Genomic DNA, 25679 nt, shown 5'->3' with positions numbered 1-25679 from the left:
CGGACCGGACGCACGACACAGGAGGACCCATGAGCACCAGGATCGACCTCGGCCTGACCGCGAGCGGATCGACGGGAGGCTGCGGCTGCGGCGGAGGCGGCGCCTGCGCGTGCGGCGGCCACGGAGGCGCTGACCGCTCCGACTCCGGCCACGCGGCGCAGGGCTCCCTGTCGGCCGCGTCCGTGCAGAGCTTCGGCGTCGCGGGCATGACGTGCGAGCACTGCGTCCGCAGCGTCACCGAGGAGCTCGCCGCCTACCCCGAGGTCTCGGCGGTCGACGTGTCGCTCGCCCCCGACGGGGTCTCGACCGTCACGGTCGGCTCCTCCCGGCCGCTCGGCCGCGAGGAGATCGCCGCCGCCGTCGCCGACGCGGGCTACCGCCTCGCTCCCCTGAGCTGAGATGCCCGAGACCACCGGCACCCCGCTCGAGCTCGCCATCGGAGGGATGACCTGCGCCTCCTGCGTCGCGCGGGTCGAGAAGCGCCTCGACGCGCTCCCCGGCGTCCACGCGACCGTCAACCTCGCCCTCGAGCGCGCGACGCTGACCCTCCCGCCCGGCACGACTCCGGCCGACGCGATCGCCGCCGTCGAGGCCGCGGGCTACCGCGCGACGGTCCCCTCCACCGGCGACGCGGCTCCCGCGGAGGAGCAGGAGGAGCAGGAGGAGCAGAGCGACGACGACCGCGAGCGGCGCGCCCTGCGCACCCGGCTCCGCGTCTCCGCCCTGCTCGCCGTGCCGGTGGTCCTGCTCTCGATGATCCCGCCGCTGCAGTTCGCGAACTGGCAGTGGCTCGCCCTCGCCCTCGCCTCACCGGTCGCGGTCTGGGGCGCGCTCCCCTTCCACCGCAACGCCTGGCGGGCGCTGCGGCACGGCTCGACCACCATGGACACCCTGATCAGCCTGGGCGTCAGCGCCTCCTTCGCCTGGTCGGTCTGGGCTCTGTTCCTCGGCGACGCCGGGCGGCCCGGCATGAGCATGCCCTTCGAGCTGCTGGGCAGCCGCTCCGGCCACGACGAGATCTACCTCGAGGTCGCCGCCGCCGTCCCCGTCCTCGTGCTGGCCGGCCGCTACCTGGAGGCGCGGTCGAAGCGCGACGCCGGTGCGGCGCTCCGGGCGCTCCTCCGCCTCGGCGCGAAGGACGCCGTGCGCGTCGCCGCCGACGGACAGGAGGAGCGCGTGCCCGCGTCCTCGCTCGCCGTCGGCGATGTCCTCCGCGTGCGCCCCGGCGAGACCGTCGCCGCCGACGGCACCGTGCTCGAGGGCTCGAGCGCGATCGACGCGAGCATGCTCACCGGCGAGAGCGTGCCGGTCGAGGTCGGCCCCGGCTCTACCGTGACCGGCGGAGTGCTCAACGCGCACGGCCTGCTCACCGTCCGCGTCGACCGCGTCGGCTCCGCGACCACGCTCGCGCGGATGGGCCGCCTCGTCTCGGACGCCCAGGCCGGCAAGGCGCGCGTCCAGCGGCTCGCCGACCGCGTCTCCTCCGTCTTCGTGCCGGTCGTGGTGGTGCTCGCTCTGGCCACCCTCGCCGGCTGGCTGATCGCCGGCGCCGACCTCGCCGCCGCCGTCTCGCCCGCCGTCGCCGTCCTCGTCGTCGCGTGCCCGTGCGCGCTGGGCCTGGCCACCCCGACCGCCGTCCTCGTCGGCACCGGCCGCGGATCTCAGCTCGGGATCCTCCTCCGCGGGCCGGAGGTGCTCGAGGCCGGGCGCCGCATCGACACCGTCGTGCTCGACAAGACCGGCACGCTCACCACCGGCGCCTTCCAGGTCGTCGAGTCCAGCGACGACGAGAGTCTGCGGATGCTCGCCGCCGTCGAGCGCGGGTCGGAGCATCCGCTCGCCGCGGCGATCGTGGCCGGGGCCGCGCACCTCGACGTCCCCGAGGCGACCGGGTTCCGCTCCAGCACCGGGTTCGGCGTGCGTGCCCGGGTCGAGGGCCGCCTGGTCGTCGCCGGCCGGCTGCGCTGGCTGGAGGAGCAGTGGGGCTTCGCGCCGGGCGCTCTCGCCGAGCGCGCCGAGCGCGCGACCGCCGAGGGCGGCACCGTGGTCGGCGTCGGCTGGGAGGGAGCGCTGCGCGGCTTCGCGGTCCTCCGCGACGAGCCGAGGCCGGAGGCGTCCTGCACCGTCCGCGCCCTGCGCGAGCGGGGCCTCCGGGTCCTGGTGCTGACCGGCGACAACCCGCGTGCGGCACAGGCCGTCGCCTCGGCCGTCGGCATCGACGAGGTCGTCGCCGAGGTGCTGCCGGAGGAGAAGCTCGCCGTGATCGAGCGGCTGCGGGCGGAGGGCCGGCACGTCGCCTTCGTCGGCGACGGCGTGAACGACGCCGCAGCGCTGGCCGCCGCCGACGTGGGGATCGCGATGGGCGCCGGATCGGACGCGGCGATCGAGGCGAGCGACATCACGCTCGTCGGCGACGACCTCGGCCGGGTGCCCGACGCCCTGCGCCTCGGGCGCCGCACCCTCGCGGTCATCCGGGGCAACCTCTTCTGGGCCTTCGCCTACAACGTGGCCGCGATCCCGCTCGCGATGGCCGGACTCCTCGGGCCGCTGGTCGCCGGCGCCGCGATGGCGTTCTCGAGCGTCTTCGTGGTGCTGAACAGCCTGCGGCTGCGCTCGTTCCGCTGAGTCCCGCCGGGCCGTCCGACGTCGCCTCCCGGCGCTCTTGACGGCCCGCCCGCGGATCGCGAGGGTGAGCGCATGAGCCTCTTCATCAGCTGCCCGGTCGACGACGTCGAGCGCGCCACCGCCTTCTACACCGCGCTCGGCTGGACGCTGGACGCCGAGATGTCCCGCGAGGACGTGTCCTGCTTCGCGATCGGCTCCGACACGTCGGTCATGCTCGCGAGCCGCGCGATGTACGAGAGCGTCGGCGCCACCGAGGAGCTGATCGGCGCCCCCGGCACCCCCTCGAAGGTGACCGTCTCGTTCGACCTCGACAGCCGTGAGGCCGTCGACGAGCTCGTCGAGCGGGCCGCCGCCGCGGGCGGCCGGATCGGCGACACCGACGACTACCCGTTCATGTACCAGCGCCAGTTCGACGACCTCGACGGGTACCACTACTCCCCGTTCTGGATGAAGCCGGGCGGCGACGCGGCGGAGTGACGGAGCGGCTCCGCGTGGCGCAGGCGGTGCGACAGGGCCGGGAAGGTCCTTCCGCGTGGCGCAGGCGGTGCGAATAGCCGGGGGGTCACTCCGCGTGGCGCAGGCGGTGCCGCCGGACCGCGGCCCGGTTCGCGCAGCGGACGGAGCAGTACCGCTGCCGGCCGTTCCGCGTCACGTCGACGACGACGTTCCTGCAGTGGTCTCCCGGCGCCCGACCGGCCTCGCACCGCAGGAGGCGGCTCATCCCCCGGGTCGTCAGGTGCAGCGCCGTGCCCACCGCGATGACGGCGTGGAGGACGTGCGCCAGCGACTGGTCCTGGTCGCGGTAGTGCAGGTGCCAGCCCTCGTCGTCGTGGTCGGTCAGGCGCGGGTACGCGGCGATCGCGGCCATCTGGCGGTTCAGCGACGTCGCCCGGTCGCTCGGAGTCGGCGCGTCGACCACGTCCAGCCACTCGTCGATCACGTCGCGTGTTCTGGCGTGGTCGTCCGGGCCGGACTCGAAGGCCATCGTCATGCCGAACTCGCGCGTTCGCGCCTCGATGCCCTCGCGGTCGGACGGCCAGTCGTTCGCGAGGGAGGCGGCGAGCAGGACCGCGTACTCGCCGTAAGGGTTGAGCTGCATAAGACCATGACAGCACAGTGGCCTCATGCTCACCTCCTCCCCCTCCCCTCGTCCCGGCACGGCGCCCGCCGTGGATCCGCACGAGCACGGCTGGACGACCGAGTCGGCGCACCGGACCAGCGAGGGCGCCGTCGTGTACATCCGCTGCGTCGACTGCGGAGTGCGCCGCGTGGACGTGCGGACCGGCCACCAGGATCCGCCGACCGCTCTCAGCCGCGTGCTGCCGGCGTCCGAACGGCTGCACCCGGAGTGGAGCAGCGGGAGGATGAGGGGATGATCGCCGACCTGACCCTCCCCCGCGACGCCGGCCCCGAGGAGAGGAGCCTCCTCCTCCGGCGGGCGGTCCTCGACGACCTCCCCGCGCTCGTCCGGCTCCTCTCCGACGACCCGATCAGCGCCGGGCGCGGAGACGTCGCCTCCGAGGAGGACGAGGCCGCCTACGAGTCCGCCTTCCGGAGCATCGCGCAGGACCCGGGCAACGACCTCGTGGTCGCGGTGGACGGCGCCGGAGCCGTGGTGGGCACGCTGCAGCTGACCGTGATCCCCGGAATGGCGCGCCGCGGCAGCTCCCGTCTGCTCGTCGAAGCGGTCCGGGTGGCGAGCGCCGAGCGGTCGGCGGGGATCGGCACGGCCCTGATGCGCTGGGTGCTGGACGTCGCTGCGATCGAGCTCCGCACGCCGCTCGTCCAGCTGACTTCGGACGCCGCCCGCACCGACGCCCACCGCTTCTCCCTGCGCCTGGGCTTCGTCGACTCGCACGTGGGCTTCCAGCGCCGCGTCGAGCTGCCGGGCTCGTAGCGGCGGCGCGGGCAGCCCGTCCGCACGCCTGATCGGTGTGTCCCCGCGAGCGCGGCCGGCCCGGGAGTGGACGCCCCGAGCGGAGGTCCGGACGGCGCCGCTCGCCTCTCCCCGGCCGACGTGATTGGCTGGGCCGATGAGAACCGAGACCCGCCAGGGCGTCCCCCTCCTGCTCGTCGACGACGACGGGGCCGCGCTCTCGACCCCGGACGATGCGATCGCACTGATCGGCGAGACCTACGGGAGCGACGTGGAGACGATCGTGGTGCCCGTGGGCCGGCTGGACCCCGAGTTCCTCCGCCTGCGCTCCGGGATCGCCGGGGAGTTCGTGCAGAAGTCCGTGTCGTACGGCAAGCGGCTGGTGATCCTCGGCGACGTCAGCGGACCGGTGGCGGAGTCGAGCGCGCTGCAGGCCTTCGTCGTCGAGTCGAACCGCGGCGACCACCTCTGGTTCGCGGCCGACCTCGAGGCGCTCGACGCCCGCCTCCGCAGCTCCGGCACCGCGACCGAGCCCGGCGCCGACGGCGGAGTGGAGCCGACGCCCGGCCCCGCCCGCTGATGCCCCTGCTCCAGCCCGGCCCCGACGGCGCTCCGCCGGAGATCGACGGTCCGGTCCGCCTCCTCCTGCTCGCCGACACGCACCTCCCGAAGCGGGCGAAGGCCCTCCCGGACGAGGTGTGGCGCGCGGTCGACGAGGCCGACCTGGTCGTGCACGCGGGCGACTGGGTCGACGAGGCGACGCTGGACGCGCTGGAGGAGCGGGCGGCGCTCCTGCTGGCCGTGTGGGGCAACAACGATCCGGAGCCGCTGCGCGCCCGCCTGCCCGAGGTCGCGCGCGCCCGCATCGCCGGCCTCGACGTCCGCGTGGTCCACGAGACCGGAGCGGCGACCGGCCGCGAGATCCGCGCCGACGCCGCCCATCCGGGCGCGGACGTGCTCGTCTTCGGGCACAGCCACATCCCCTGGGACACCGTCTCTCCGGCGGGTCTCCGCCTGCTCAACCCGGGCTCCCCGACGGATCGGCGGCGCCGGCCGGCCTGCACCTTCCTGACCGCCACGGCGGACGACGGCGCCCTGCGGGACGTGCACCTGAACGCCCTGCCAGTGAAGGCGCGAACGGTTCCCGGCCGCGGCGCAAGGGGGTCACAGAGCATTTAGGTCGGCCTAAGCTCACCTGGATGAGCAGCTCACACGACCACCCCGACTCCGCGCACCTGCGCCCGGAGGGTCTCGACGACGCCACCGTGGCGGCGCTCGGGAAGCTCTCGGAGGCGCTCGAGACCGTCGAGCACGCCCGCGGTCTGCTCTACGGCTTCCACCGGCTCACCGGCGCGGCCGACCTCGCTCTGGGCGAGGCCGTCGACGCGCTGCGCGAGGCAGGCCACGCCGCGACCGCCGAGCGGATCGAGGCCGAGCTCGTCGGCCGCAACGTCATCGAGGGGCGCTGGACCTTCCAGATCGTCGAGGACTACGACGCCACCTACTACGCCGCGTTCCGGGAGCAGGAGCGCGCCGCGCGCGACGAGCTCGCCGGCGGACGCCGCCACCTCTTCGAGTCCGAGATGAAGGAGGACCGCCGCTCCGGCGGCCGCCGCCACCACGAGTCGCGCCCGGAGGCGGGCTCGTGAACGCCGTCATCCGGATGCACGCCTCGTCGCTGCGGGTCAAGGCGGTCACGCCGGGCCGCGGCGGACGCGGCACTCCCCCCGAGCCCGAGGCGACCATGCGGCGCACCACGCTCAGCATCGATGGCCGCCGCTTCCTCCTCGCCGTCTCCCTCGACACCGAGGAGCTCGAGAAGCGCCTGGTCGAGGCCGTGCGCAACCGCGGCGACATGGTGAGCTTCACGGTCGCCGGCGAGCGCGAGGTCTGCGTGCTGGTCTCGCCCGGCGTCGCGGTCATCCTCGAGCACGAGGACGTTCCGGTCGAAGATCCGGACGTGGAGGACGCGCCGATCCTGTACGACGACGTCGAGTACCTGACCTGATCCGTCCGGGTCGTTCCGGTCCGCGACACCCGGCGCGGCCTCTCAGCCCGGGTCGTCCGTCCGCTCAGACCGCTCCGGTGCTCGCCCAGAGGTGGAACGCCGCGTGCGCCCGGTGCGGCCGCCACGCCTGCGACGCCGCCTCCGCCTCCGCCGTGCTCACCCGGCCGAGCGCCTTCCGCAGCACCAGGTCGCCGGCGGGGAACGCGTCCGGATCGCCGAGGAAGCGGAGCGCGAGGTAGTCGGCCGTCCACGGCCCGATGCCCGGGATCGCGAGGAGCGCGCGCCGCTGCTCCGGCAGGTCGCCCGCGCGGTCGAGCACGGGCCCGGCGGCGAAGGCCTCGGCGACGGCGCGCACCGTCCGCGCTCGGGCGTTGGTGATCCCGATCGCCGAGCGCAGCGCCTCGAACTCCGGAGCGAGCAGGGCGGCGGGTGCCGGGAACGCCAGCAGACCGCGCTCGCCCGGGGAGCCGAAGGCCGTGGCTGTCCGCCCGCCGAAGGTCCGGGCCGCGGCGACGGACACCTGCTGGCCGAGGACCGCCATGACCGCCGCCTCGAACGCCTCCGGGTACTGCGTCGCCCGCAGCCCCGGACGGGCTGCGACGGAGCGGGCGAGCAGCGGGTCCCGCGAGAGCTCGGCGCCGATCGCCACCACGTCGGAGTCGAGGTCGAACCAGGCGCGGACGACCGCCGCCGCCGCCGTCAGCACATCCGGCTCCGCCTCCACCCGCAGCCCGGTCTCCGTCACCTCGAGTGCGATCGGCCGCGGCGCCCCGGCGAGGGTGAGCAGGCGCTCCAGCCGCCGGCCGTCGGCCGAGACCCGCTCCACTCCGGGGAGGGCGTGGTTGCGGAGGAGGCTCGCGGCGCCGGCGGAGTCGAAGGGCCCGAGGGCCGGCAGATCGAGGGAGGACGTCTCGTTCAGGGGAGCAGCACCGTCTTGCCGCGCGCGCGGCCCGACTCGACGAGGGCGAGCGCGGCGGCCGCCTCGGTCAGCGCGAAGGAGGGCCCGAGCACGACCTCGAGCTCCCCGCGACCGGCGCGCTCGAGCAGGCCCGCCCGGGCGGCGTCGCGGAGTGCGGTTCCGAGATCCGCTCCCGGTCCGCCGCCGAGCATCAGGATCCCGCCGAGGCGGGCCGCGTGCTCGAAGCCGGCGACGGTGGCGATGCGGGAGCGGTCGGCGACGAGCTCCACGGAGGCGTCCAGCGCCTCATCGGTGCCCGCCGTGTCCAGCGCGACGTCGACGCCGCCGGGAGCGACGGCACGCACGCGCTCCTCCAGCCCGACGCCGTAGCGGAGCGGCTCCGCGCCGAAGCGGCGGACGACCTCCTCGCCGCGCTCGCTCGTGGTGCCCAGCACCCGCGCTCCGCGGGCGACCGCGAGCTGCACGGCGAGCGAGCCGACTGCTCCGCTCGCCCCGTGCACCAGGACGGTGTCCCCAGAGGAGACGCGGGTGGCCTCGACGAGGTGCTCGGCGGTCGTCCCGGCCAGCAGCAGGCCCGAGGCCGCCGCCCAGCCGAGTCCGGCGGGCTTGGGCAGGACCGCGCTCGCGGGCGCGACCAGCTCGGCGGAGTAGCCGCCGGAGACCCGGAACGCCACGACCTCGTCGCCGACGCGGATCGGGCCGAGCAGTCCCTCGGCTCCCTCGCCGACCGCGGTCACGACTCCGGCGATCTCGCTGCCCGGCCGGACCGGCACCCGCCCGCGCCCGAACATCCCGCGCAGGAGCTTCGCGTCGGCCGGGTTCACGCCCGCGGCGCGCACCGCGATCCGCACCCTGCCGGGGCCCGGCTCCCCCGGATCGACCTCGACGGCGCGCAGCGCCTCCGGCCCGTCGAATCCCTCGGCCTGCATCGCGACGACCATGAGCCCGCCTCCCGTTCCCGGGCGCCCGCGCGCCTGAGCGCGACGCTAGCAGCAGCACCCGGCCCCGGACCCCCTGCGGAGAGCGCGGCCTCCGGCCGAGAACGCGCGTTCTGGTACCGCCTACCATGGAGGGATGTCCCCGATCCTCGACGAGCGCCCTCCCCGCGAGGCGATCCTCGCGGCCGCCGACCGGCTCTACTACGAGCGCGGCATCCAGTCCGTCGGGATGGACGAGCTCCGCACGGCCGCGGGCGTCTCGCTGAAGCGCCTCTACTCGGAGTTCCCGAGCAAGGAGTCGGTGGTCGTCGCCGTGCTGCACGGCCGGCACGAGCAGTGGACCCTCGGCGTGACCACCCGGGTCGCCGCGGCGGACGGACCCCGCGGCAAGCTGCTCGCGATCTACGACTTCCTGTTCGACTGGTTCTCCGAGGACTCGTTCCGCGGCTGCGGCTTCATCAACGCCTTCGGAGAGCTCGGCTCGTCGAACCCGATGGTCGCCGAGATGGCGCGCGACCACAAGGAGTCGTTCCAGCGCTTCCTCGCGACCCTCGCGGAGGAGGCGGGAGGCGGCGCCGAGCTCGCCGCGCAGCTCGCGATCCTCGCCGAGGGCGCTCAGACCACCGCGGCCATCGCCGGAACCCCCGAAGCCGCCCTGCACGCGCGCCGCGCCGCCGAGATCCTCATCGACGCGGAGACGCGCCCCGTCTGAGGCGCCTCGCGAAGGGGGCTAGGCCTCGCCGCCCCCGGGCGGGCCGATCACCAGCAGCGCCGCGAAGACCACGGCGACCAGGGCCAGCACCAGCGCTCCGGCGAGCACGGGCCGCGCGAGCGCCCAGCGGAGGAGCCGGCTCGTCACGCGCCGGTCGCGCGGGTCGTCGGTGGCGTGCGTCCGCCAGGGCCCCTCCAGCAGACCGCGGCGCTCGAAGCCGCGCTCCAGCGGGACCGTCGCGTAGGGCACGACCGCACTGACGACGGCGAGCGCCGTCGCGCCCGCCGACCACCGCTGGTTGACCGCGAGCACCAGGGCCGCGGCTCCGTAGGCGAGGAACGCGAACCCGTGGATCGGCCCGGCGACGCTCACCGGCCAGTCGCCGGCTCCAGCCGCGTACTTCAGCAGCATCCCGACGATCAGGAGCGTCCAGGTCACCGCCTCGACGATCGACAACAGGCGGAAGAGGCGGCGCGGGCTCATGGAACGGCTCCGTTCGGTCCGCGGCGACGCGGCTCGGGGTCGGTCGAGGGTCGCCGGGAGCCTACGGGAGCGCGGTCGCGAAGAAGCTGAGCGGCGCGTGAGCCGGCGGGCCTCAGCCCAGCGCGCCGATGAGCGAGAGGGCCGACACCGCTCCGACCAGGCCTGCGACGACGAGCGCGAGCGTGCCGGTCACTCCGCTGCGGGGGGCGGACGCCGCGGGTCCGACGGCCAGGCGCACCCAGAGACGGCGCGCCACGTCCTCGGCGGAGGGGCGGTCGGCGGGGTCGAGAGCGGTCATCGCGGTGAGGAGCTCGCGCCACTCCGCCGGGACCGACTCGGGGACGACGGGCGCGTGGTGGAGGCGCTGGATCGAGATCTCGAGCGTCGTGCCGGTGTAGGCCCTGCGGCCCGAGACGGCCTCGAGCAGGACCAGCCCGAGCGAGTAGACGTCGGAGGCCGGTCCGACCGGGCCGGAGCCGAGGCTCTCGGGACTGAGGTACGCGGCAGTGCCGACCAGCACGTCGGAGCGGGTCAGCCGGGCGTCGTCGACCGAGCGGGCGATCCCGAAGTCGCTGAGCTTGGCCTCGTGCGCGGAGAAGCCGGATGCGGTGGCGCGCGAGCGGACGAGGACGTTCTCGGGCTTCACGTCGCGGTGCAGGACGCCCTGCGCGTGCAGGTGCGCGAGAGCATCAGCCACCTGGGCGCCGACCTCCGCGATGAGCTGCTGGTCGCCGGAGCCGAACCAGTCGGCCGCCGGGTCGCTGCGGTCGAAGTACTCGAGGACGAGGAACGCGAGGTCGCCTTCCTCGCCGGGGATCTCGCCCTGGTCGAGGACGTCCACCACTGAGGCGTGGCGCGAGTCGATCAGGAAGCGGACCTCGCGCTCGCGGCGCGCCCGCTCGTTGGGGGTGTCCGGCACGTCGCGGTGGACCTTGACGGCGACCTGGCGGGCGAGGCGGAGGTCGCGGGCGCGGTAGACCACGGCGCTGCCGCCCTCCCCCACGCGCTCGAGCACGAGGTAGCGAGCGGCCAGAGTGGAGCCGACCAGCGGGTCCACGGCGTCGGCGGGGAGCGGCTGCAGGCGGTCGAGTTCGTCCAGCACGTTCAGCTCCCTTCGCGAATGAGTCTCTAGCTCGTCTAACTAGTAGTCCCTTCGTAGTGGTCGGGCGCCCTTCCGAGCAAGCACCCCGGGGGAGGTTGGCTTGACTAGATGTTCTTGCTACGAGACTGTCTAGACTGTTCGGCATGGACGAGGTCACGCTGAAGCGACCCGGGGCCTTCTGGTTCTCGGGTGAGGCGACCGAGCCCGGAGCGGTGGAGGTCCTCGCCGCGATGCGCGCCTTCCGCACGGCGGAGGCCGCGATGCGCCGCCGGACCCGCGGATCCATGGGCATGGGCGAGAACGACCTGCTGGCCGTGCAGTTCCTCATGCGCCGGCAGCAGAAGGGCGTGCACGTCAGCCCGAAGGACCTGGCCTCCTACCTCGGCATCTCCTCCGCCTCGACGACCGTGCTCATCGACCGCCTGGTCAAGAGCGGGCACGTCCTCCGCGAGCCGCACCCGAGCGACCGCCGCGCCATCCGCATCGTCGCCACCCCCACCTCCCACCGCGAGGTGCGCGAGACGCTCGACGAGATGCACCGCCGCATGCTCGAGGCCGCCGAGACGCTCAGCCCCTCCGAGGCCGGGACCGTCGTCCGCTTCCTGCAGACGATGCGCGACATCGTCGAGCGCCCGGCCGACTCCGAGACGGCCGACGCCGCTCAGGAGCTCGCGGGCGAGCCGATCGGCGAGTACGCCGACGGCGTGCTGGAGCAGCGCCGCGCCTGACCGGCGTCGGCCGTGCGTCCCCGGGAGTTCACTCCGAGGGTCTTCTGCCGCGCCCCGGATCCGACGGAGAATCGAGGCGTCCAGCGTCGATGGACAGAAAACGCAGTCCGCGACGTAAGTAGCTAGCTCAACTAGTAGGAAGTCTTTCTAGCGATATAGAGTGACGGACGTCAGCCACTCGCACGTCAGATCGGAGCACACCATGGGCAACATCCTGTACGGCACTCCCCCCGCAGCCATCGAGGTCGAGGACCGCGCCCTCGCCCACCTCCAGATCGTCATCATCAACAAGTTCCGTCGCGACGAGCGCTTCCTGCTCACCCTCGACGCGAGCCCCCAGGCCGGCACCGGCCGCCGCGGCGTGTGGATGCACCCGACCATCCCGATCCAGTTCGAGTTCAAGGGCAGCCGCCAGCCCACGATCAACCCGGAGTGGGTCGAGGCCCTCATGGAGCGCGCCAACAGCGGCGCCGGCCTCCGCATCGTGCCCGAGCCGACGAGCAACGCCGCCGTTCCGCTGCGCCGCGCCGAGCCCGCCGCCTGATCCGCCGCGCCGGAGCCGCCCCCGATCAGGCTCCGCCGCTGCACCGCCGACACGACCCGCCTCCCCGCTGGGGGGCGGGTTCCGTCGTCTCCGGGCCTGAAAACTCCGGGAGCGCGCGTGCAAGTGGTTGACATTCCGCGCCACGGTCAGGGTCGCAGTCCTACACTGCTCGTGCGGCACGGGGTCGTTCCGGCGGGCTCGTCCCTGCTGTCGCACGCATGACCGTCCGCCGGCCGCTCGGGCCCCCCTCTCGAGCGACCGGCGGACGGCTGCGCGGCGCACCCGAAGCGCCGTCCGCGAGGTCCGCCGGAACCAGGAGCGGCCAGATGACCCACGGCACGAACAGCCTCACCACCACCGTCGACGAGGTGCGCCCGGGCGACCTCTTCTGCGCCGTCGTCTCCCACGAGACCGAGCAGTGGCGCGTCGTCGCCGTCCTCGGCATCCGCGTCCTCGCCGAGCGGGTCTCCGGAGGAGACCGCCGCAGCTTCACCCTCCACTTCGTGCGCCATCAGCTGTCGCCGGACGTGCTCATCGCGAGGGGCGCCGCAGCGACGGCCTCTCCGGACTCCCGCCGCTAGAGCGCCGCCGTCGCCACAGCGGGCCGCACCAGCCGGGCGAAGAGGCGGTCGAACACGACCCGTCGATCGAACTGCAGGGCGTACTCCCGAGCGGCCGCCGCGCGGCGTGCGCGGTCGTCGGCGCTGAGCTCGAGGACGGCGTGGTCGAGGAGCGCGGCGATCGTGTCCGGGCTGTCGACCGGGGTCACGAAGGCGTGCTCGCCGATCGCCTCGCCGATGCCGCCGGTCAGCGTGGTGATGATCGGCCCGCCACCGGCGAGCATCTTCTCGGCCAGCGCGATGCCGAAGGTCTCGACGAACTCGGGCCGCGGCTTGCTGGGCAGCACGAACGCCGCGCACCCCGCCATCAGGTAGGGCTTCTCCGCGTCGCCGACGTCGTCGAGGAAGCGGATGCGGTGCGCCAGCGGCGAGGCGGCCGCGATGCGGCGCAGCTCCGCCTCCTGCGGACCACGACCCGCGATGACGAGCTCGTGGCGCTCGTGGACGGCACTGCGCTCGTAGCCGGTGATGAGGTCCTCCACGCCCTTCGCCTCGGTCAGCCGGGAGAGGAAGAGGACGTACCCGTCGGTCCGGAGTCCGCGCGCCCGCACGACCTCCTCGACGACGCCGGGATCGAGATCGAGGTAGGCGTCCGCGTCGATCGCCGGGTAGGAGACGGCGATGCGCTCCCGGCACTGCGGGGCGAAGCGGGTTCCGTGGGCCGCGTCGACGCGCTCCGCCTCCTCGATGATCAGGTCGCGCGTGTACTCCGAGACGGCGACGCAGTGGTCCTGCGAGAGGTAGGAGGAGAGGATGTGCGCGGCGGCGCCCAGGCGGCCCTCCTCCACCGCTCGACGGACCACGTTGGTGACGTCGGAGCCGACGGCCTCCGCGATCGTCGTGACGTCAACCGGGAGGCCTGTGCTCCACGCGGCACGGAGGGCGTCGGCCACGACGAGCGTGTGCGGGCTCAGGTAGAGCGAGAGGCACACGGTCGGGACGCCGTCCGTGAAGAGCTCGATCAGGCGCCCGGTCATCCCGGCCAGCCAGCGGCCGTCCGGGACCTTGTAGTCGCCCACGGGCTCCGGACGCTCCACCACGATGCCGTCGCTGTAGGGCAGCACGGCGTCGAGCGGCTTGAGCGGGAGGCCGGCGGCCTCGAGCCGGTCGATGGGCCAGGTGACGATGCGGACCTCGTCGAACCCGCGCTCCCGGGCGGTCTCGGCGAGGTTGCGCGCCTCGACGGAGTGCCCGCAGATCACCGGATCGGCGCGGACGACGATGACGAGTCTGTTCTGCACGGTGCTCGCGTGCGTGCTCTGGTCCATGGGTCTCCTTCAGGGGTCGTCGGTCGGGTGCGGCGGCGGAGGCCGGACGCGGAGGTGGTCGCGGAGGAGGTGGTCGCGGGCCGTCAGGGCCGGCGGGCCGGCCACGAGGGCGGGCGGTGCTCGGGCAGGGTCCCCCAGTCGGAAGGCTCCGGGCCGAGGTGCAGGAGCAGCTCGCCGCCGCGGTGGAGGGCGGCCGCGGTCAGGACGCTCGCCGTCAGGGGCGCCCCGTCGAACTCGGCCGACTGCACGTACTGGACCGGCCCGCCCGGCCCGGGTTCGACGAAGCCGGTGGTCCGGATCTCGAGGTCCGCCCCTCCGATCGCCACCGAGGCGCGCGCGAAGCTCGGCGCATTGATCAGCACCAGGCCCTGCCCGGCGACGGGGAACAGCCCGAGGCTCGCCCACACGTACCAGGAGCTGAGGCCCCCGGAGTCGTCGTTCCCGGGCAGGCCGCCCCGGCCCGGTCCGAACCGCTGGTGCAGCACGCCGTGCACGATCTCGGCGGTCCGGTCGGGCCGGCCCGCGTAGTGGTACGCCCACGGCGAGTCCATGTCGGGCTCGTTGTTGAGCCCCTCGAAGCGTCCGAGCTCGGCTCCCGCGAGCATCTCGCTCCGCCCGGGGCGCAGCCCGGGCTGGACGACCGGCTCGGCGCCGAAGCCGAAGAACTCGTCCAGCTGGGCGACGAAGCCCTCGTCTCCTCCGCTCAGGGCGATGCGCCCGGCCATGTCGTGCAGCAGGCGGAAGGAGTAGTTGTGCCGGGTTCCCTCGTAGTACGTCGAGTCCTTGAGCAGGCCGGAGCGCAGGTCGAACGCGTTCACCCACTGCGCGGCGCGCTCCTCCAGCTGCTCCGCGAGCTCCAGGTCGCCGACATGGCGGGCCACGACGGCGGTGCACCAGTAGCCGTGAGCCAGGTCGAGCGTGTGGCTGATCGGATGCGCCTCCCCCGCGGCGAGGAACTCCTCCCCGTACATCCGCTTGAGGTCCTCGCTCATGTGCACGAGAGCGGCGTCCCAGTCGATCCCGGGCAGCCCCAGCCGGCAGAGGTCGGCGAGGAAGGTGTGCGCGAGGGCGCTGCCCTGGCGCGAGAAGCGGTCGCTGCCCTTGGCCATCCGGTAGCCGATCGGGAAGTTGCCCTCCTCCTCGCAGATGGTCAGGAGCGCCGCCGCGATCTCGATCGCGCGGTCGGGAAGGAGCAGCGTGAGCAGAGGGAGCTGGGTGCGGTAGATGTCCCACATCGTGCTGATGTCGAAGACGAAGGGCCCGTCCGTCGGCCAGAAGGGGCTCTCGGAGGGCGCGAGGCACGGCTTGATGAGCGAGTGGTAGAGCGCGGTCGAGAAGACCGTCTCGCGCTCCGCGGACGGCGTGTCGACCGCGATCGTCCGCAGGCGCTTCCGCCACGTCTTGCGGGTGCGATCGCGGCGCTGGTCGAATCCGGAGCCCGCGGGAGGCACGTCGCGGTGCAGGTTCTCGCGGGCGCGATCGGTGCCGCGCAGCGAGAAGCCCATCCGGAGCTCGACGGTCTGCCCTGCCGTGCTGGGTCCCGCCCACATCAGCCCGAAGGGGCGCAGCGTGGTGGGACGGATGTGGTCGAAGTCGAGCCTGGTCCCGCCCGGCATCAGCCGGCGGTCGTACCAGAGCATCTGCCGCCACTGCAGGGCGTCGCACTCCAGGTGCACCGCGAGCGGCGCCCCCTCCATCACGACCTCGCCGGCCGCGACTCCGGGCGAGATCGAGTGCAGCTGCGCGCGCAGCGGCACCGTCGCTCCGCTCGGGATCGCCAGACCCCCGAGAGAGAGGTCGACCACCACGCGGGCGCTGCGATGCTCCGGGAAGGTGTAGCGGTGCACGACGGAGGCGGGCCCGACGGTGAGCTCGGCCCGCACGCCGGAGGAGAGGGTCGCGGCGTAGTAGCCGGGCTCCGCCACCTCGTCCTCGAGAGCCCAGCTGCGGCCGAGCTCGTCGAGCGGCTCGAGCATCGGCGTGACCCGCAGGTAGTTGTAGTACTTGCGGATCGCGCCGGTGCCGGACTGCTGGAAGTGGGTGAAGCCGCTCGCCTCGAGACCGTCGTGGAGCGTCGGCGGGACGCCCTCGAGCGCCAGGTCGTAGCGGCCGTACCCGGTCGGGTAGGCGCCCGAGTACGAGCACGCGGACACCATGCCGAGGGGGTACGTGGCACCGGGGTGCGTATTGCCGATCTGCGGCTTCGGCGACCACCACGTCGCCGCGAGCCCGGTCGGCTCCGGGAGCGCGGTCGCCTCCGTCCCCAGGAACGGGTCCACCCGCTCGATCATCCGCTCGCCGCCATGCCGTGACGCTAGGCACGGCGGGGAGACGAGGGGTGTCGGCCGGGTGTCCGGCGGACGACGGAGCGGCGACGGATGAGCGCCGACGGGCTAGGGGATCAGGCGCTCTGCGCGGTAGCGGTCGAAGAGCGCCGTGAACGAGTCGACGGTGCGGTGGAACGCCGTGAAGCCGGCCAGGCGCGACTTGCCGATGTCGGTGACGACCTCGAGGTTCCGGCCGAGGTCGGCGTCGGTGTGCCACCAGGAGGCGACCCGGGAGAGGTCCGGCTCGATCAGCCCGTGCTCGTCGACGAGGCGCCGCCAGACGGGCTCGGCACCGGCCATCTGCTGCTCGAGCGGCTGCGGCTCCTCCCCCGGGCCGACCGGCTCGACGCCGAAGTGCTCCGCGATCCGGGTCCACATCCAGCGCCAGCGGAAGACGTCGCCGTTGACCACGTTGAAGGCCTGGTCGCGGCCCGCCTCCGACGTCGACGCCCAGAGCATCTGCTCGGCGAGGATCGTCGCGTCGGTCATGTCGGTGAGTCCGTTCCACTGCGTGAGCGAGCCGGGGAAGACGAACGGGGTGCCCTCGGCACGGTGGATCGACGCCGCGACCGCGAGGGTCAGACCCATGTTCATCGCGTTGCCGACGGCGTGCCCGATGACCGTGTGCGAGCGGTGCACCGACCAGGTGAACCCGGCGCGCTCGGCTGCGGCGAAGAGCTCGTCCTCCTGCGCGTAGTAGAAGTTCGGGGCGTCCAGGCGCTCCTCCTCCTCGTGGAACGGGGTGTCGGGCATCGCGCCCTGTCCGTACGCCTCGAACGGGCCGAGGTAGTGCTTGAGGCCGGTGACCAGCGCGACGTGCTCGACGGGAGCGTGCGCGAGCGCGGCGAGGAGGTCGCGGACCATGCCGCCGTTGACCGCGATGTTGTCCTCCTCCGTCGCCTGGCGCGACCAGGCGGTGAAGAAGACGTGCGTGGGGCGCTGGTCGGCGAGCACGCGGGCCAGGTCCTCGGAGGAGCGCAGGTCGGCGGCGAGCGGAGTGACGCCGGGGCGCGCGTCGATCGGGCGGCGCGAGAGGGCGGTCACCGGCCACCCCTGCTCGGTGAGCAGGTCGACGAGGGCGGAGCCGCCGATGCCGGTCGCGCCGACGACGAGGGCGCTGCGGGAGGCGGACGGGGGGACGGGAGTGGTGGAGGACATCCCCTGGTCCAACAGATCAGGGCGCGGGGCATTCCCCGATCCGGGCGTCACGGAGGGACACCGGAGGTCACGGAGGGACACCGGAGGTCACGGAGGGACACCGGGCGTCACGGCCGGTCACCGACGGACCGCGGACCGGGCTCCTCCCCTAGCGTCGAGCACGAGCCGCCCGGGGTGGGCGCAGCGGAACAGGAGCCGATGATGACCGCGACCGACGTGCGGGCCGTGCCCGAGGTGGACTACGAGGAGCTGGCGGGGCGGTTCCGGCCGCTGTTCGCCGAGATCGCGGCGGGAGCGGCGGCGCGGGAGAGCGCGCGCGAGCTGCCGGTCGCGCAGATCCGAGCGCTGGCGGAGGCAGGGTTCGGTGCGGTGCGCGTGCCGCTGGAGTCCGGCGGGGCCGGCGCGAGCCTCCCCCAGCTGTTCCGCCTGCTGACGGAGCTGGCCGCCGCCGACTCCAACCTCCCGCAGGCGCTCCGCGGCCACTTCGCCCTGGTCGAGGACCGGCTGCTCGCGACAGACGGGACCCGCGAGCGCTGGCTCCGCCGCTTCGCCGACGGCGAGCTCGGCGGCAACGCCTGGACCGAGATCGGCACGGTCGCGATCGGCGACGTGCTGACGAAGGTCGCTCCGGTCGAGGGCGACCCGACGCGGTTCACCGTGACCGGCACGAAGTACTACTCCACCGGCAGCGTGTTCGCCGACTGGATCGACACCTTCGCCCAGCGCACCGACACCGGCCAGAAGGTGATCGCGATCGTCGACGCGCGCCAGGCGGGCGTCGAGCACGCCGACGACTGGGACGGCTTCGGCCAGCGCACCACCGGCTCGGGGACGAGCACCTTCACGGAGGCGGTGGTCGCAGCCGAGGACGTGATCGACTTCGAGACCCGGTTCCGCTATCAGACCGCGTTCTACCAGGCGGTGCTGCTGGCCGTGCTGGCGGGCTCGATCGCGGGGGCCGAGCGCGAGATCGCGGCCGAGGTGCGGGCGCGGACCCGGATCTTCTCACACGGGAACGCCGAGTCGTTCGCGGCGGATCCGCAGATCCTGCAGGTGGTGGGGCAGGTCTCGGCCGCCGCCTACGCGGGAGCGGCGATCGTGGAGCGCGCGGCGGTCGCGCTGCAGCGGGCTCACGACGCGGCCCTCGACGGCGACCCGCTCGAGGACGAGAGGCAGAACGACCTCGCCGAGCTCGAGACGGCGCAGGCCCAGATCGTGCTGACGCAGCTGGCCACCCGGGCGACCTCCGACCTCTTCGACGCGCTCGGCGCCTCCGGGGTGAGCACCCGCAAGAACCTCGACCGGCACTGGCGCAACGCCCGTACCGCTGCGAGCCACAACCCGTGGGTGTTCAAGGCGCGGATCGTCGGCGACCACGCGGTCAACGGCACTGTGCCGCCGCGGGTCTGGGCGATCGGCGCGGGGCCGAAGCGGTAGTCCTCGGCGCCGGCCCGGGGGCGGTGGACAGCCGGCGAGAGCGGAGGAGAGGATCGAGGGGCGGCGACGCGGCCGCCGGGACGAGGGGGCTCGCGATGATCCGGACGACGACCACGAGAGGCGCGGGCGCGCTCCTCGCCTGCACGGCGGGCCTGCTCGCGCTGAGCGGCTGCACGGGGAGCGGCGGCGAGGGGACGGCCCCGACGACCGCTCCACCGCTGGTCTCGAGCGCGCCGACGACGAGCAGTGCCGTGCCGACCGCGAGCGCCGGCAGCGCGACTCCGCTGCCCACCGCGACCCCGGCCACCGCCCTGCTCCCCTGCGAGGACCTGCTCACCGCTGAGGAGGAGTCGTCGCTCGCCGAGGACGGTCTCGCCCTCGCGCCCGAGGCGACGGCGTACGACGTCGACTACCCCGTCGTGCAGGAGATCGCCGAGGACGGGGTGCTCTGCCGGTGGACCGGCCAGGGCGACGTCTCGGTCGTGGTCGGGCAGCTGGCGGTCCCCGACGCGGAGTGGCCGGAGCGGAGCGACGCGCTCCTCGCCGACGGGTTCACCGCCGACGACGCCGCGGTTCCCGGCTATCTCGACGGACCCGACGGGCCGGACGAGAGCTACCCCGGCCGCGGCGTCCTCCACCGCGACGGCGTCCTCTACTACGCGAGCTACTCCGGGATCATCGGCTCGATCGTGCCGCTCGCCGGCTGAGACGGCGCATCGACCACCCAGGGCGGGCGCCCGTGGTCGGCGCCGCTCCCCGTGGTCAGCTGCTCGCCGTGGTGGTCGAACGACAGCGGGACTCCCGCCTCGGCGCACTCGCGGCCGATCAGGTCCATGGCGTTCCAGAAGTACTCGCTCGCTCGTCGATCCCCGGAGATCGCGGAGAACAGATTCGTGGTGGCGAGACGAGCAGCGTCGGACGCGATCGAGTTCGAGGAGCTCTCGTCGAAGCCCTCGAGGGCTTCGCGGAACGGTGGACGCAGAACGGGATCGAGTTCCGGCGCGTCGTCGTTCCACGTGCGCTCGAGCGGGACGCAGGGAGCGGCCTCCTGCACGCCTCCCGGCTCCCCGCACCCGGTCAGGAGGAGCGTGGCCGCCAGCAGGGCCGGCACGGCTGTGGTGCGTCTCCCGGGTCTCCTGTCGGTCGAGGGCCCGTCCCGGTCCGCTCCCGGTGCACCGGTTCCTCCGGAACGGATCGAAGGACCGTATCCGGTCCGAGCTCGCCGACCGGCGCCGCGGCGCGGTACGGCTCCGACAGGCGCGTCCGGCGTGCTGCCCGGCGGGTTCCCGTCCGGGGTCGGATGGGGCCTGCGGCAGGGGGTAGCGTCGACAGGTGCGATTCCCCTGGCGTTCCCGAGACAGCGAGCGGCTGCCGCGGGACGTGCTCGTACTGGGGGTCGTCGCCTTCTTCGTGATGCTCGGGTTCGGCGTGGTCGTGCCGGTGCTGCCGACCTACGTGCGCAGCTTCGGCGTCGACTACACCGCCGTCGGCGCGGTCGTCTCGGCGTTCGCGCTGATGCGGCTGGTCGCGAATCCGTTCGTGGGGCCGCTGGTCGACAGGTTCGGCGAGCGGGTCGTGCTCGCCGTCGGCATCGGGATCGTCGCGCTCTCCTCGGCGCTCGTCGGCTTCGCCTCCGACTACCCGCACCTCCTGCTGCTGCGCGGAGTCGGCGGTATCGGCTCCGCGATGTTCTCCGTCGCCGCGATGACGCTCCTCCTGCGCACCGCGAGCCCGGAGCGGCGCGGGCGCTCGATCGGCTTCTACCAGGGCGGCTTCCTGCTCGGCGGCATGGCGGGGCCCGCGGTGGGCGGCGTGCTCACGGCGATCTCGCTCACGGCCCCCTTCTTCTTCTACGCCGGCACGCTCGCGATCGCGGGGCTCGTCGGGCTGATCCTGCTGCAGCGGCCGGAGCGCGACGCGGCGCCGTCCGCCGCGGTGAGGACGAAGCCGCTGCGCGACGTGGCCCGCGATCGCCGCTACCAGAGCGCGGTGCTGGCGAACTTCGCCCTCGGCTGGTCGGCGATGGGCGTCCGCGCGACGCTCGTCCCCGTGCTGGTCGTGGAGGGCCTGGGCGGGCAGCCCGCCTGGACGGGCATCGCCTTCGCGATCGCCGCGGTGGTGCAGACGATCGCGCTCGCGCCGGCCGGCCGCTTCGTCGACACGGTCGGCCGGCGCCCGGCGCTGATCGGCGGTTTCTCCGTCGCGGCGGTGGCGATGCTGGCGATGCCGTTCGTCTCGGAGCTGTGGCTGCTCGTCGTGCTGCTCTGCGTCTACGGAGCGGCGGCCGCCTTCATGGGCACGGCCCCGGGCGCGCTGGTCGGCGACGCGGCGGGCGAGCGAGGCGGCAAGCCGGTCTCGGTGTTCCAGGCCGCGTCCGACCTGGGCGGCGTGATCGGGCCGCTGCTCGCGGGCGCTCTCGCCGACGCCGCGTCGCCGACCGCCGCCTTCGCCTCCGCCTTCGTGCTGCTCGCGGCGAGCGCGCTGCTCGGCCTGCGGATCCCGCGCTCGCGGATCGCCTAGCTGTTCCGACCGCGGGCGTCGACGGGCCAGACGGCGCCGCCGCCGTCGCGCAGGAGGACGTGGTACTCGTCGGCCAGGTTCACCGCGACGCAGACGTGATTCGGCGCGATCCGGACGCGCGTCCCGAGCGGAAGGTCGACCCCGGTGATCGTCGCGTGGTGCTCCGAGAGCACCGGGATGCGCGCCTCCGGGTGCTCCGGCAGGCGGCCGAAACCGCTCGAGGCCGCGCCGCGATCGGAGGAGAGCACCTTGCTGCCGGCGTCGGCGATCAGGTGGTCGCCGCGGCGGGACACGATCGTGGCGAGGACGGTGACGGCGATGTCCTCGGCCGCCATCGTGCCGATCTCCCACTGCTGGGCGTCGCCGAGGGCCGAGACTCCGGGGCGCAGCTCCGTGAGCACCGAGGAGTCGGCGAACGCGGCCGAGGGGGTCGACCCTCCGCTGACGACGCGGGCGTCGACTCCGGACGCCGCGAGCGACGCGACCGCCTCGGCGAGCGCGCGGGCTTCGTCGCGGGCGGCCGCCGCTCCGTTGCCCGCCGCGTAGCTGTGGCCGGGGAAGGTGAAGACGCCGGCGACGTCGAGTCCGGCCGAGACGGCGGCCGCGGCGATCAGGCCGGCCTCGGCGGGGAGCACGCCGCTGCGGTGGTGGCCGGAGTCGATCTCGACGACGACCTCGAGCCCCTCGCGCTCGGGCAGGGCCGCGGCCAGGCGCTCGGCCGACTCCGCCGAGTCGACGCCGACCCGCACGCGGGCGCTCGCGAGGACGCGACGGAGGCGGCCGGCGCGCTCGGCGTCGAGCCAGAGTGGGTAGGCGATGAAGAGGTCGCGCACGCCTCCCGCCGCGAACACCTCCGCCTCCGACACGGTCGCGACGGTGAGCCCGACGGCCCCCGCGGCGAGCTGGCGCCGGGCGATCTCGAGCGACTTGTGCGTCTTGGCGTGAGGGCGGAGCGCCAGGCCCCGCTCACGGGCCGCCGCGGCGACGGCGGCGATGTCGCGGTCGAGCACCGCCTCGTCGAGCACCAGCGCCGGAGTGGCGAGAGCGTCGAGGACGGCGGAGCGGGCGGAGGAGTCGGCGGCGGCGGTTTCGACGGTCACGCGCCGAGCCTAGGCGGCACCACCGGCCCGCGCCCCGGCCGTCAGGGTGGCCTCGGGCCGGTCCGCCGCCGGTCGTCGAGCCCAGCGGAAGGCCCCGCGGACGGATCCCGTCGAGCAGGTCACGTCGTCGACCTCGGAGGCGGCCGCGCCGCTCCGCTCGGTCACCGTCTTCTGGATCGCCCACCGCTGCTCCGGGACGCTCGCCCCGACGCTCCTGGGCTTCGGCGTGGTCCGGCTGAGCACTCTCGTCCACTGATCGTTCATCCTCCGCCGGATGCGGAGAGGGCACCTGCGCTGCCAGGCTGAGCGGATGACTCCGCAGTCCTCCCGCCTCCGGCCCTTCGGCCCGTCCGGCGCCACCGTCACCCGGCTGACCCTCGGCACCTCCTGGCGCCCCGAGCGCGTCGCCGACCTCGACCGGGTGCCGGCCCTCGAGCGCGTCCTCGACTCCGACGCCTCCTCCCGCGCCGTGTCCGTTGTCGACACCTCCAACGAGTACGCCGGCGGCCACAGCGAGCGCCTGATCGGCGAGGCCCTGCAGGCCCGCGGCGGCGTCCCCGAGGGGATCACCGTGGTCACCAAGCTCGACCGCGACCCGAGCACCGGCAGCTACTCGGCCGAGCGGATGCGCCGCAGCCTCGACGAGAGCCGCGAGCGCCTCGGGATGGACGTCCTCCCGCTGCTCTACCTGCACGATCCGGAGCGCATCTCGTACGACGAGGCCTTCGCCGAGGACGGCCCGGTCCGTGCGCTCATCGCGATGAAGGAGGCGGGCGTCGCCCTCTCGATCGGGATCTCGGGCGGACCCGCACCGATGCTGCGCCACTACGTCGACACCGGCCTGTTCGATGCGGTGATCACCCACAACCGCTTCACGCTGGTCGACCGCTCCTCCGAGGAGCTGATCGACGCCTCCGTCGACCGCGGCGTGATCGTGGTCAACGCGGCGGTCTACGGCGGAGGCGCGCTCGCGCGCTGGCCGGAGCCCGTCGCCTCCTACGCGTACCAGCCGGCGCCGCGGGAGATCGTCGACGCCGTCGCGGCGATGGGAGCGGCCTGCGACCGGGCGGGCGTGCCGCTCGCCGCCGCCGCGCTGCAGTTCTCGACCCGCGACCCCCGCGTGACGACGACGGTCGTCGGCGCCACCTCCGCCGAGCACTACGACTCCTTCGTGGCCGACGACGCGCTCGAGATCCCCGACGCGCTGTTCGAGGAGCTGGAGTCGCTGGCTCCGCCGAGCACCGTCTGGCAGGACGCGCCCGGGTCGACCTGGCCGCGCTGATCCGGGCATAGCCGGGCTCTCCTCCCGGTTGGACGTCGTGACCCCCTCCGCGAGATGCCACTTGCGTACGCCTTCCGCGGCGTGTCGCGTACCGAAGTGGCATCTCGCGGGGAAGCACGACAGGAGAGACATGACCGACACCGCCTTGTTCCAGCCGCTGACCCTCCGCTCGAGGACGGCCCGCAACCGCCTCTGGGCGGCGCCGATGTGCCAGTACTCGGTGGAGGCGCAGGACGGCGTGCCCACCCCCTGGCACCTCGTGCACCTCGGCGGGCTCGCGCGCGGAGGATCGGGCGTCGTCATCGCGGAGGCCACCGCCGTCGTCCCCGAGGGGCGGATCAGCCCGTGGGACACCGGGCTGTGGACCGACGAGCAGCGCGACGCCTGGGCCCCGATCGTCGACTTCGTGCACGGGCAGGGCGCGCTCGCGGGCGTGCAGCTCGCCCACGCCGGCCGGAAGGCGTCGACCTACCGCGAGTGGAGCGGACGCGGATCCGTGCCGCTGGGGGACGGCGGCTGGCCGACCGTCGCTCCCTCGGCCGTCGCGTTCGAGGGCTACGCGGAGCCGCGCGAGCTCGCCGCGGAGGAGCTGCCCGGCCTCGTGGAGGCGTTCCGCGACTCCGCCCGTCGCGCCGCGGACGCCGGCTTCGACGTGATCGAGCTCCACGCGGCCCACGGGTACCTGCTGCACCAGTTCCTGTCACCGCTCTCGAACACCCGAGAGGACTCCTACGGCGGCTCGCTCGAGAACCGGGCGCGCCTGCTGCTCGAGGTGGTCCGCGCGGTCCGCGCCGAGATCGGGCAGCTCGTGCTGCTCGTCCGCTTCTCCGCGACCGACTGGGCCGAGGGCGGGTGGACGCTGGAGGAGACGATCACCGTCTCGGAGTGGGCGCGCGCCGAGGGTGTGGACCTCTTCGACGTGTCGACCGGCGGACTCGTGCACGCGAGCATCCCGGTGGCGCCGCTCTACCAGGTGCCGTTCGCGCGCGACCTGCGGAAGGCGACCGGTGCGCTGGTCGGCGCCGTGGGACTCATCACCACGGCCGAGCAGGCGGAGGGCGTGGTCGCGAACGGCGACGCCGACGTCGTGCTGCTCGCCCGCGAGCTGCTGCGCGACCCGAACGCCCCGGTGCGGATGGCGCACGAGCTCGGCGCGGACCTGCCGGTGCCGCCGCAGTACACGCGCGCCTGGCGCTAGGGGCCCAACGGCGAGATGCCACTTGTGCGCACGCCTCGCGGCGTGTCGCGTGCACAAGTGGCATCTCGCGGAGGGGAGCGGTCGGGCTCCCGGGAGGAGAGCGTCAGCTCTCGGAGGGCTCCTCCGCAGGAGCGTCCTCCTCGGGGTTGAAGTGCGAGTCTCCGGAGACCCCCACCGCCAGCCCGTCCTCGGAGTGCGGGATGGTCTCGTCGTCGCCGAGACCGTTCGCCTTCTTCTCGCCCTCGGACGAGGCGGCTGCGTCGGTCACGGCTCAGGCCTCGACGTCGCCGCGCCAGGCACCGTCGGGGGTGCCCTGCTTCTCGATGTACTCCTTGAAGTTGTTCAGGTCCTTCTTCACGGCGTGGCTGCCGGCGCCGACGAGCGAGCCGAGCGTCTCGAGGAAGCCCTTGGGCTCCCAGTCGAGCTGCACGGTGACGCGGGTCTCGGTGTCGGAGAGCTTGTGGAAGGTGACGACGCCCGCGTGGTCGGTCTCGCCGCCGGTGCTGTTCCACGCGACGCGCTCGTCGGGGTGCTGCTCGGTGATGTTCGCCTCGAACTCGCGCTCGACGGGGCCGACCTTCACCTTCCAGACGGTGAGGGTGTCGGTGACCTGCTGGATCGACTCGACCTCGTCGAGGAAGCGCGGGAACTCCTCGAACTGGGTCCACTGGTTGTAGGCGACGGACACGGGGACGTTGACGTCGACGGTCTCGATGATCTGCGGCACGGTGGTGCTCCTTGCTGTCTCACTCGGTGTGCGGCGTTCCGCTGCTGCGGTCGTCACGCTCGACGTTAGGCGGGAGCCGCCTGGGAGCGCACCGGGTTGCGGACTGC

Annotated in this window: 31 protein-coding genes; 19 read left to right on the top strand and 12 right to left on the bottom strand. The window is 73.9% G+C overall.

The window, feature by feature from the left end; all coding sequences use genetic code 11:
* Positions 1-29 precede the first annotated feature (29 nt).
* The 3 genes from C5D44_RS18380 (at position 30) to C5D44_RS04460 (ending at position 3102) form a co-directional block, all read left to right on the top strand.
* Positions 30-398, top strand: a complete 369-nt coding sequence (locus C5D44_RS18380; RefSeq protein ID WP_104276617.1) for a heavy-metal-associated domain-containing protein — start codon at positions 30-32, stop codon at positions 396-398.
* A 1-nt stretch (position 399) separates the two neighbouring features.
* Positions 400-2625 (top strand): cation-translocating P-type ATPase, encoded by a 2226-nt coding sequence (locus C5D44_RS04465; protein ID WP_104280968.1) that lies wholly within the window; start codon positions 400-402, stop codon positions 2623-2625.
* A gap of 72 nt (positions 2626-2697) precedes the next feature.
* Positions 2698-3102, top strand: coding sequence for a VOC family protein (locus C5D44_RS04460; protein ID WP_104280967.1), 405 nt, complete (start codon positions 2698-2700; stop codon positions 3100-3102).
* An 85-nt stretch (positions 3103-3187) separates the two neighbouring features.
* Here C5D44_RS04460 and C5D44_RS04455 read toward each other — a convergent pair whose 3' ends face one another.
* On the bottom strand, positions 3188-3724 hold the full coding sequence (locus C5D44_RS04455) for a CGNR zinc finger domain-containing protein (protein ID WP_104280966.1): 537 nt from the start codon (positions 3722-3724) through the stop codon (positions 3188-3190).
* A gap of 25 nt (positions 3725-3749) precedes the next feature.
* On the opposite strand from C5D44_RS04455, the gene C5D44_RS04450 reads away from it, so the two are divergent.
* From C5D44_RS04450 to C5D44_RS04425, 6 genes are all read left to right on the top strand, one after another.
* Positions 3750-4001 carry a hypothetical protein gene (locus tag C5D44_RS04450; RefSeq protein WP_104276613.1) on the top strand — a complete coding sequence of 84 codons (252 nt, stop codon included), beginning with the start codon at positions 3750-3752 and terminating at the stop codon, positions 3999-4001.
* A complete protein-coding gene (locus tag C5D44_RS04445; protein WP_104280965.1) occupies positions 3998-4522 on the top strand; it encodes a GNAT family N-acetyltransferase in 525 nt (174 codons plus the stop codon). Before C5D44_RS04450 ends, C5D44_RS04445 begins: the two co-directional genes overlap by 4 nt.
* Before the next feature lie 136 nt (positions 4523-4658).
* A complete protein-coding gene (locus C5D44_RS04440) occupies positions 4659-5081 on the top strand; it encodes a DUF4180 domain-containing protein (protein WP_104276611.1) in 423 nt (140 codons plus the stop codon).
* A complete protein-coding gene (locus C5D44_RS04435; RefSeq protein ID WP_104276610.1) occupies positions 5081-5680 on the top strand; it encodes a metallophosphoesterase in 600 nt (199 codons plus the stop codon). Before C5D44_RS04440 ends, C5D44_RS04435 begins: the two co-directional genes overlap by 1 nt.
* A 20-nt stretch (positions 5681-5700) precedes the next feature.
* Positions 5701-6150 carry a hypothetical protein gene (locus C5D44_RS04430; RefSeq protein WP_104276609.1) on the top strand — a complete coding sequence of 150 codons (450 nt, stop codon included), beginning with the start codon at positions 5701-5703 and terminating at the stop codon, positions 6148-6150.
* On the top strand, positions 6147-6509 hold the full coding sequence (locus tag C5D44_RS04425) for a hypothetical protein (protein WP_104280964.1): 363 nt from the start codon (positions 6147-6149) through the stop codon (positions 6507-6509). The genes C5D44_RS04430 and C5D44_RS04425 overlap by 4 nt, the downstream gene beginning before the upstream one ends.
* A 64-nt stretch (positions 6510-6573) precedes the next feature.
* Here C5D44_RS04425 and C5D44_RS04420 read toward each other — a convergent pair whose 3' ends face one another.
* Entirely contained in the window at positions 6574-7404 is an 831-nt protein-coding gene (locus tag C5D44_RS04420; RefSeq protein ID WP_258065248.1) for a DNA-3-methyladenine glycosylase, read from the bottom strand.
* 20 nt (positions 7405-7424) lie between these two features.
* Positions 7425-8369 (bottom strand): NADP-dependent oxidoreductase, encoded by a 945-nt coding sequence (locus C5D44_RS04415; RefSeq protein ID WP_258067875.1) that lies wholly within the window; start codon positions 8367-8369, stop codon positions 7425-7427.
* 133 nt (positions 8370-8502) lie between these two features.
* On the opposite strand from C5D44_RS04415, the gene C5D44_RS04410 reads away from it, so the two are divergent.
* Positions 8503-9078, top strand: coding sequence for a TetR/AcrR family transcriptional regulator (locus C5D44_RS04410; RefSeq protein WP_104280963.1), 576 nt, complete (start codon positions 8503-8505; stop codon positions 9076-9078).
* Positions 9079-9096: 18 nt separating this feature from the next.
* On the opposite strand, the gene C5D44_RS04405 is transcribed toward C5D44_RS04410, so the two are convergent.
* A complete protein-coding gene (locus C5D44_RS04405) occupies positions 9097-9561 on the bottom strand; it encodes a DUF3817 domain-containing protein (RefSeq protein ID WP_104276605.1) in 465 nt (154 codons plus the stop codon).
* Between the two features lie 112 nt (positions 9562-9673).
* Positions 9674-10663 (bottom strand): serine/threonine-protein kinase, encoded by a 990-nt coding sequence (locus C5D44_RS04400; protein WP_181118444.1) that lies wholly within the window; start codon positions 10661-10663, stop codon positions 9674-9676.
* Between the two features lie 143 nt (positions 10664-10806).
* Between C5D44_RS04400 and C5D44_RS04395 the strand changes: the two genes are divergently transcribed.
* The 3 genes from C5D44_RS04395 to C5D44_RS04385 all read left to right on the top strand — a co-directional run bounded on the left by C5D44_RS04395 (position 10807) and on the right by C5D44_RS04385 (position 12516).
* Positions 10807-11391: a MarR family winged helix-turn-helix transcriptional regulator gene (locus C5D44_RS04395; RefSeq protein ID WP_104276603.1), complete on the top strand. Its 585-nt coding sequence runs from the start codon at positions 10807-10809 to the stop codon at positions 11389-11391.
* A gap of 202 nt (positions 11392-11593) precedes the next feature.
* The gene (locus C5D44_RS04390) at positions 11594-11935 is read left to right on the top strand and encodes an ATP-dependent DNA ligase (RefSeq protein WP_104224199.1); all 342 of its coding nucleotides are present in this window, start codon (positions 11594-11596) and stop codon (positions 11933-11935) included.
* Between the two features lie 326 nt (positions 11936-12261).
* A complete protein-coding gene (locus C5D44_RS04385) occupies positions 12262-12516 on the top strand; it encodes a hypothetical protein (protein ID WP_104276602.1) in 255 nt (84 codons plus the stop codon).
* Here the strand turns inward: C5D44_RS04385 and C5D44_RS04380 are convergent.
* The 3 genes from C5D44_RS04380 to C5D44_RS04370 all read right to left on the bottom strand — a co-directional run bounded on the left by C5D44_RS04380 (position 12513) and on the right by C5D44_RS04370 (position 17308).
* Positions 12513-13823, bottom strand: a complete 1311-nt coding sequence (locus C5D44_RS04380; protein ID WP_104280961.1) for a glycosyltransferase — start codon at positions 13821-13823, stop codon at positions 12513-12515. The two genes, C5D44_RS04385 and C5D44_RS04380, sit on opposite strands and share 4 nt — an antisense overlap.
* A gap of 83 nt (positions 13824-13906) precedes the next feature.
* A complete protein-coding gene (locus C5D44_RS04375) occupies positions 13907-16102 on the bottom strand; it encodes a glycoside hydrolase domain-containing protein (protein ID WP_258067874.1) in 2196 nt (731 codons plus the stop codon).
* A gap of 114 nt (positions 16103-16216) precedes the next feature.
* Positions 16217-17308: an SDR family oxidoreductase gene (locus C5D44_RS04370; protein WP_104280959.1), complete on the bottom strand. Its 1092-nt coding sequence runs from the start codon at positions 17306-17308 to the stop codon at positions 16217-16219.
* A gap of 201 nt (positions 17309-17509) precedes the next feature.
* On the opposite strand from C5D44_RS04370, the gene C5D44_RS04365 reads away from it, so the two are divergent.
* Positions 17510-18745 (top strand): acyl-CoA dehydrogenase family protein, encoded by a 1236-nt coding sequence (locus C5D44_RS04365; RefSeq protein ID WP_104280958.1) that lies wholly within the window; start codon positions 17510-17512, stop codon positions 18743-18745.
* A 95-nt stretch (positions 18746-18840) separates the two neighbouring features.
* Positions 18841-19452: a hypothetical protein gene (locus tag C5D44_RS04360; RefSeq protein ID WP_104280957.1), complete on the top strand. Its 612-nt coding sequence runs from the start codon at positions 18841-18843 to the stop codon at positions 19450-19452.
* Here C5D44_RS04360 and C5D44_RS04355 read toward each other — a convergent pair.
* Positions 19410-19856 (bottom strand): hypothetical protein, encoded by a 447-nt coding sequence (locus tag C5D44_RS04355; RefSeq protein WP_104280956.1) that lies wholly within the window; start codon positions 19854-19856, stop codon positions 19410-19412. The genes C5D44_RS04360 and C5D44_RS04355 overlap by 43 nt on opposite strands.
* A gap of 221 nt (positions 19857-20077) precedes the next feature.
* Here C5D44_RS04355 and C5D44_RS04350 point away from each other — a divergent pair, with 221 nt between their 5' ends.
* A complete protein-coding gene (locus C5D44_RS04350; RefSeq protein ID WP_258067357.1) occupies positions 20078-21265 on the top strand; it encodes an MFS transporter in 1188 nt (395 codons plus the stop codon).
* On the opposite strand, the gene C5D44_RS04345 is transcribed toward C5D44_RS04350, so the two are convergent.
* Entirely contained in the window at positions 21262-22365 is a 1104-nt protein-coding gene (locus tag C5D44_RS04345) for an alanine racemase (RefSeq protein WP_104280955.1), read from the bottom strand. The two genes, C5D44_RS04350 and C5D44_RS04345, sit on opposite strands and share 4 nt — an antisense overlap.
* Before the next feature lie 46 nt (positions 22366-22411).
* Between C5D44_RS04345 and C5D44_RS04340 the strand changes: the two genes are divergently transcribed.
* From C5D44_RS04340 to C5D44_RS04330, 3 genes are all read left to right on the top strand, one after another.
* Entirely contained in the window at positions 22412-22621 is a 210-nt protein-coding gene (locus C5D44_RS04340; RefSeq protein ID WP_104280954.1) for a hypothetical protein, read from the top strand.
* 54 nt (positions 22622-22675) lie between these two features.
* Positions 22676-23647: an aldo/keto reductase gene (locus C5D44_RS04335; RefSeq protein WP_181110016.1), complete on the top strand. Its 972-nt coding sequence runs from the start codon at positions 22676-22678 to the stop codon at positions 23645-23647.
* A 130-nt stretch (positions 23648-23777) separates the two neighbouring features.
* Entirely contained in the window at positions 23778-24845 is a 1068-nt protein-coding gene (locus tag C5D44_RS04330) for an NADH:flavin oxidoreductase/NADH oxidase (protein ID WP_104280953.1), read from the top strand.
* A gap of 103 nt (positions 24846-24948) precedes the next feature.
* Here C5D44_RS04330 and C5D44_RS17885 read toward each other — a convergent pair whose 3' ends face one another.
* Positions 24949-25113, bottom strand: coding sequence for a hypothetical protein (locus C5D44_RS17885; protein WP_181110014.1), 165 nt, complete (start codon positions 25111-25113; stop codon positions 24949-24951).
* 3 nt (positions 25114-25116) lie between these two features.
* Positions 25117-25572 carry an SRPBCC family protein gene (locus C5D44_RS04325; protein ID WP_104224157.1) on the bottom strand — a complete coding sequence of 152 codons (456 nt, stop codon included), beginning with the start codon at positions 25570-25572 and terminating at the stop codon, positions 25117-25119.
* Positions 25573-25679: the final 107 nt, after the last annotated feature.

It is taken from the genome of Rathayibacter sp. AY1B5, from assembly GCF_002932795.1.
In the GTDB taxonomy this organism is placed as follows: domain Bacteria; phylum Actinomycetota; class Actinomycetes; order Actinomycetales; family Microbacteriaceae; genus Rathayibacter.
This window is presented reverse-complemented; position numbering and strand designations above follow the sequence as displayed.

Bases quoted from the DNA above. Each gene is read 5' to 3' on its own strand.
- C5D44_RS18380 (WP_104276617.1), top strand. From the start codon at position 30: ATGAGCACCAGGATCGACCTCGGCCTGACCGCGAGCGGATCGACGGGA.
- C5D44_RS04465 (WP_104280968.1), top strand. From the start codon at position 400: ATGCCCGAGACCACCGGCACCCCGCTCGAGCTCGCCATCGGAGGGATG.
- C5D44_RS04460 (WP_104280967.1), top strand. From the start codon at position 2,698: ATGAGCCTCTTCATCAGCTGCCCGGTCGACGACGTCGAGCGCGCCACC.
- C5D44_RS04455 (WP_104280966.1), bottom strand. From the start codon at position 3,724: ATGCAGCTCAACCCTTACGGCGAGTACGCGGTCCTGCTCGCCGCCTCC.
- C5D44_RS04450 (WP_104276613.1), top strand. From the start codon at position 3,750: ATGCTCACCTCCTCCCCCTCCCCTCGTCCCGGCACGGCGCCCGCCGTG.
- C5D44_RS04445 (WP_104280965.1), top strand. From the start codon at position 3,998: ATGATCGCCGACCTGACCCTCCCCCGCGACGCCGGCCCCGAGGAGAGG.
- C5D44_RS04440 (WP_104276611.1), top strand. From the start codon at position 4,659: ATGAGAACCGAGACCCGCCAGGGCGTCCCCCTCCTGCTCGTCGACGAC.
- C5D44_RS04435 (WP_104276610.1), top strand. From the start codon at position 5,081: ATGCCCCTGCTCCAGCCCGGCCCCGACGGCGCTCCGCCGGAGATCGAC.
- C5D44_RS04430 (WP_104276609.1), top strand. From the start codon at position 5,701: ATGAGCAGCTCACACGACCACCCCGACTCCGCGCACCTGCGCCCGGAG.
- C5D44_RS04415 (WP_258067875.1), bottom strand. From the start codon at position 8,369: ATGGTCGTCGCGATGCAGGCCGAGGGATTCGACGGGCCGGAGGCGCTG.
- C5D44_RS04410 (WP_104280963.1), top strand. From the start codon at position 8,503: ATGTCCCCGATCCTCGACGAGCGCCCTCCCCGCGAGGCGATCCTCGCG.
- C5D44_RS04405 (WP_104276605.1), bottom strand. From the start codon at position 9,561: ATGAGCCCGCGCCGCCTCTTCCGCCTGTTGTCGATCGTCGAGGCGGTG.
- C5D44_RS04395 (WP_104276603.1), top strand. From the start codon at position 10,807: ATGGACGAGGTCACGCTGAAGCGACCCGGGGCCTTCTGGTTCTCGGGT.
- C5D44_RS04390 (WP_104224199.1), top strand. From the start codon at position 11,594: ATGGGCAACATCCTGTACGGCACTCCCCCCGCAGCCATCGAGGTCGAG.
- C5D44_RS04385 (WP_104276602.1), top strand. From the start codon at position 12,262: ATGACCCACGGCACGAACAGCCTCACCACCACCGTCGACGAGGTGCGC.
- C5D44_RS04380 (WP_104280961.1), bottom strand. From the start codon at position 13,823: ATGGACCAGAGCACGCACGCGAGCACCGTGCAGAACAGACTCGTCATC.
- C5D44_RS04370 (WP_104280959.1), bottom strand. From the start codon at position 17,308: ATGTCCTCCACCACTCCCGTCCCCCCGTCCGCCTCCCGCAGCGCCCTC.
- C5D44_RS04365 (WP_104280958.1), top strand. From the start codon at position 17,510: ATGACCGCGACCGACGTGCGGGCCGTGCCCGAGGTGGACTACGAGGAG.
- C5D44_RS04360 (WP_104280957.1), top strand. From the start codon at position 18,841: ATGATCCGGACGACGACCACGAGAGGCGCGGGCGCGCTCCTCGCCTGC.
- C5D44_RS04335 (WP_181110016.1), top strand. From the start codon at position 22,676: ATGACTCCGCAGTCCTCCCGCCTCCGGCCCTTCGGCCCGTCCGGCGCC.
- C5D44_RS04330 (WP_104280953.1), top strand. From the start codon at position 23,778: ATGACCGACACCGCCTTGTTCCAGCCGCTGACCCTCCGCTCGAGGACG.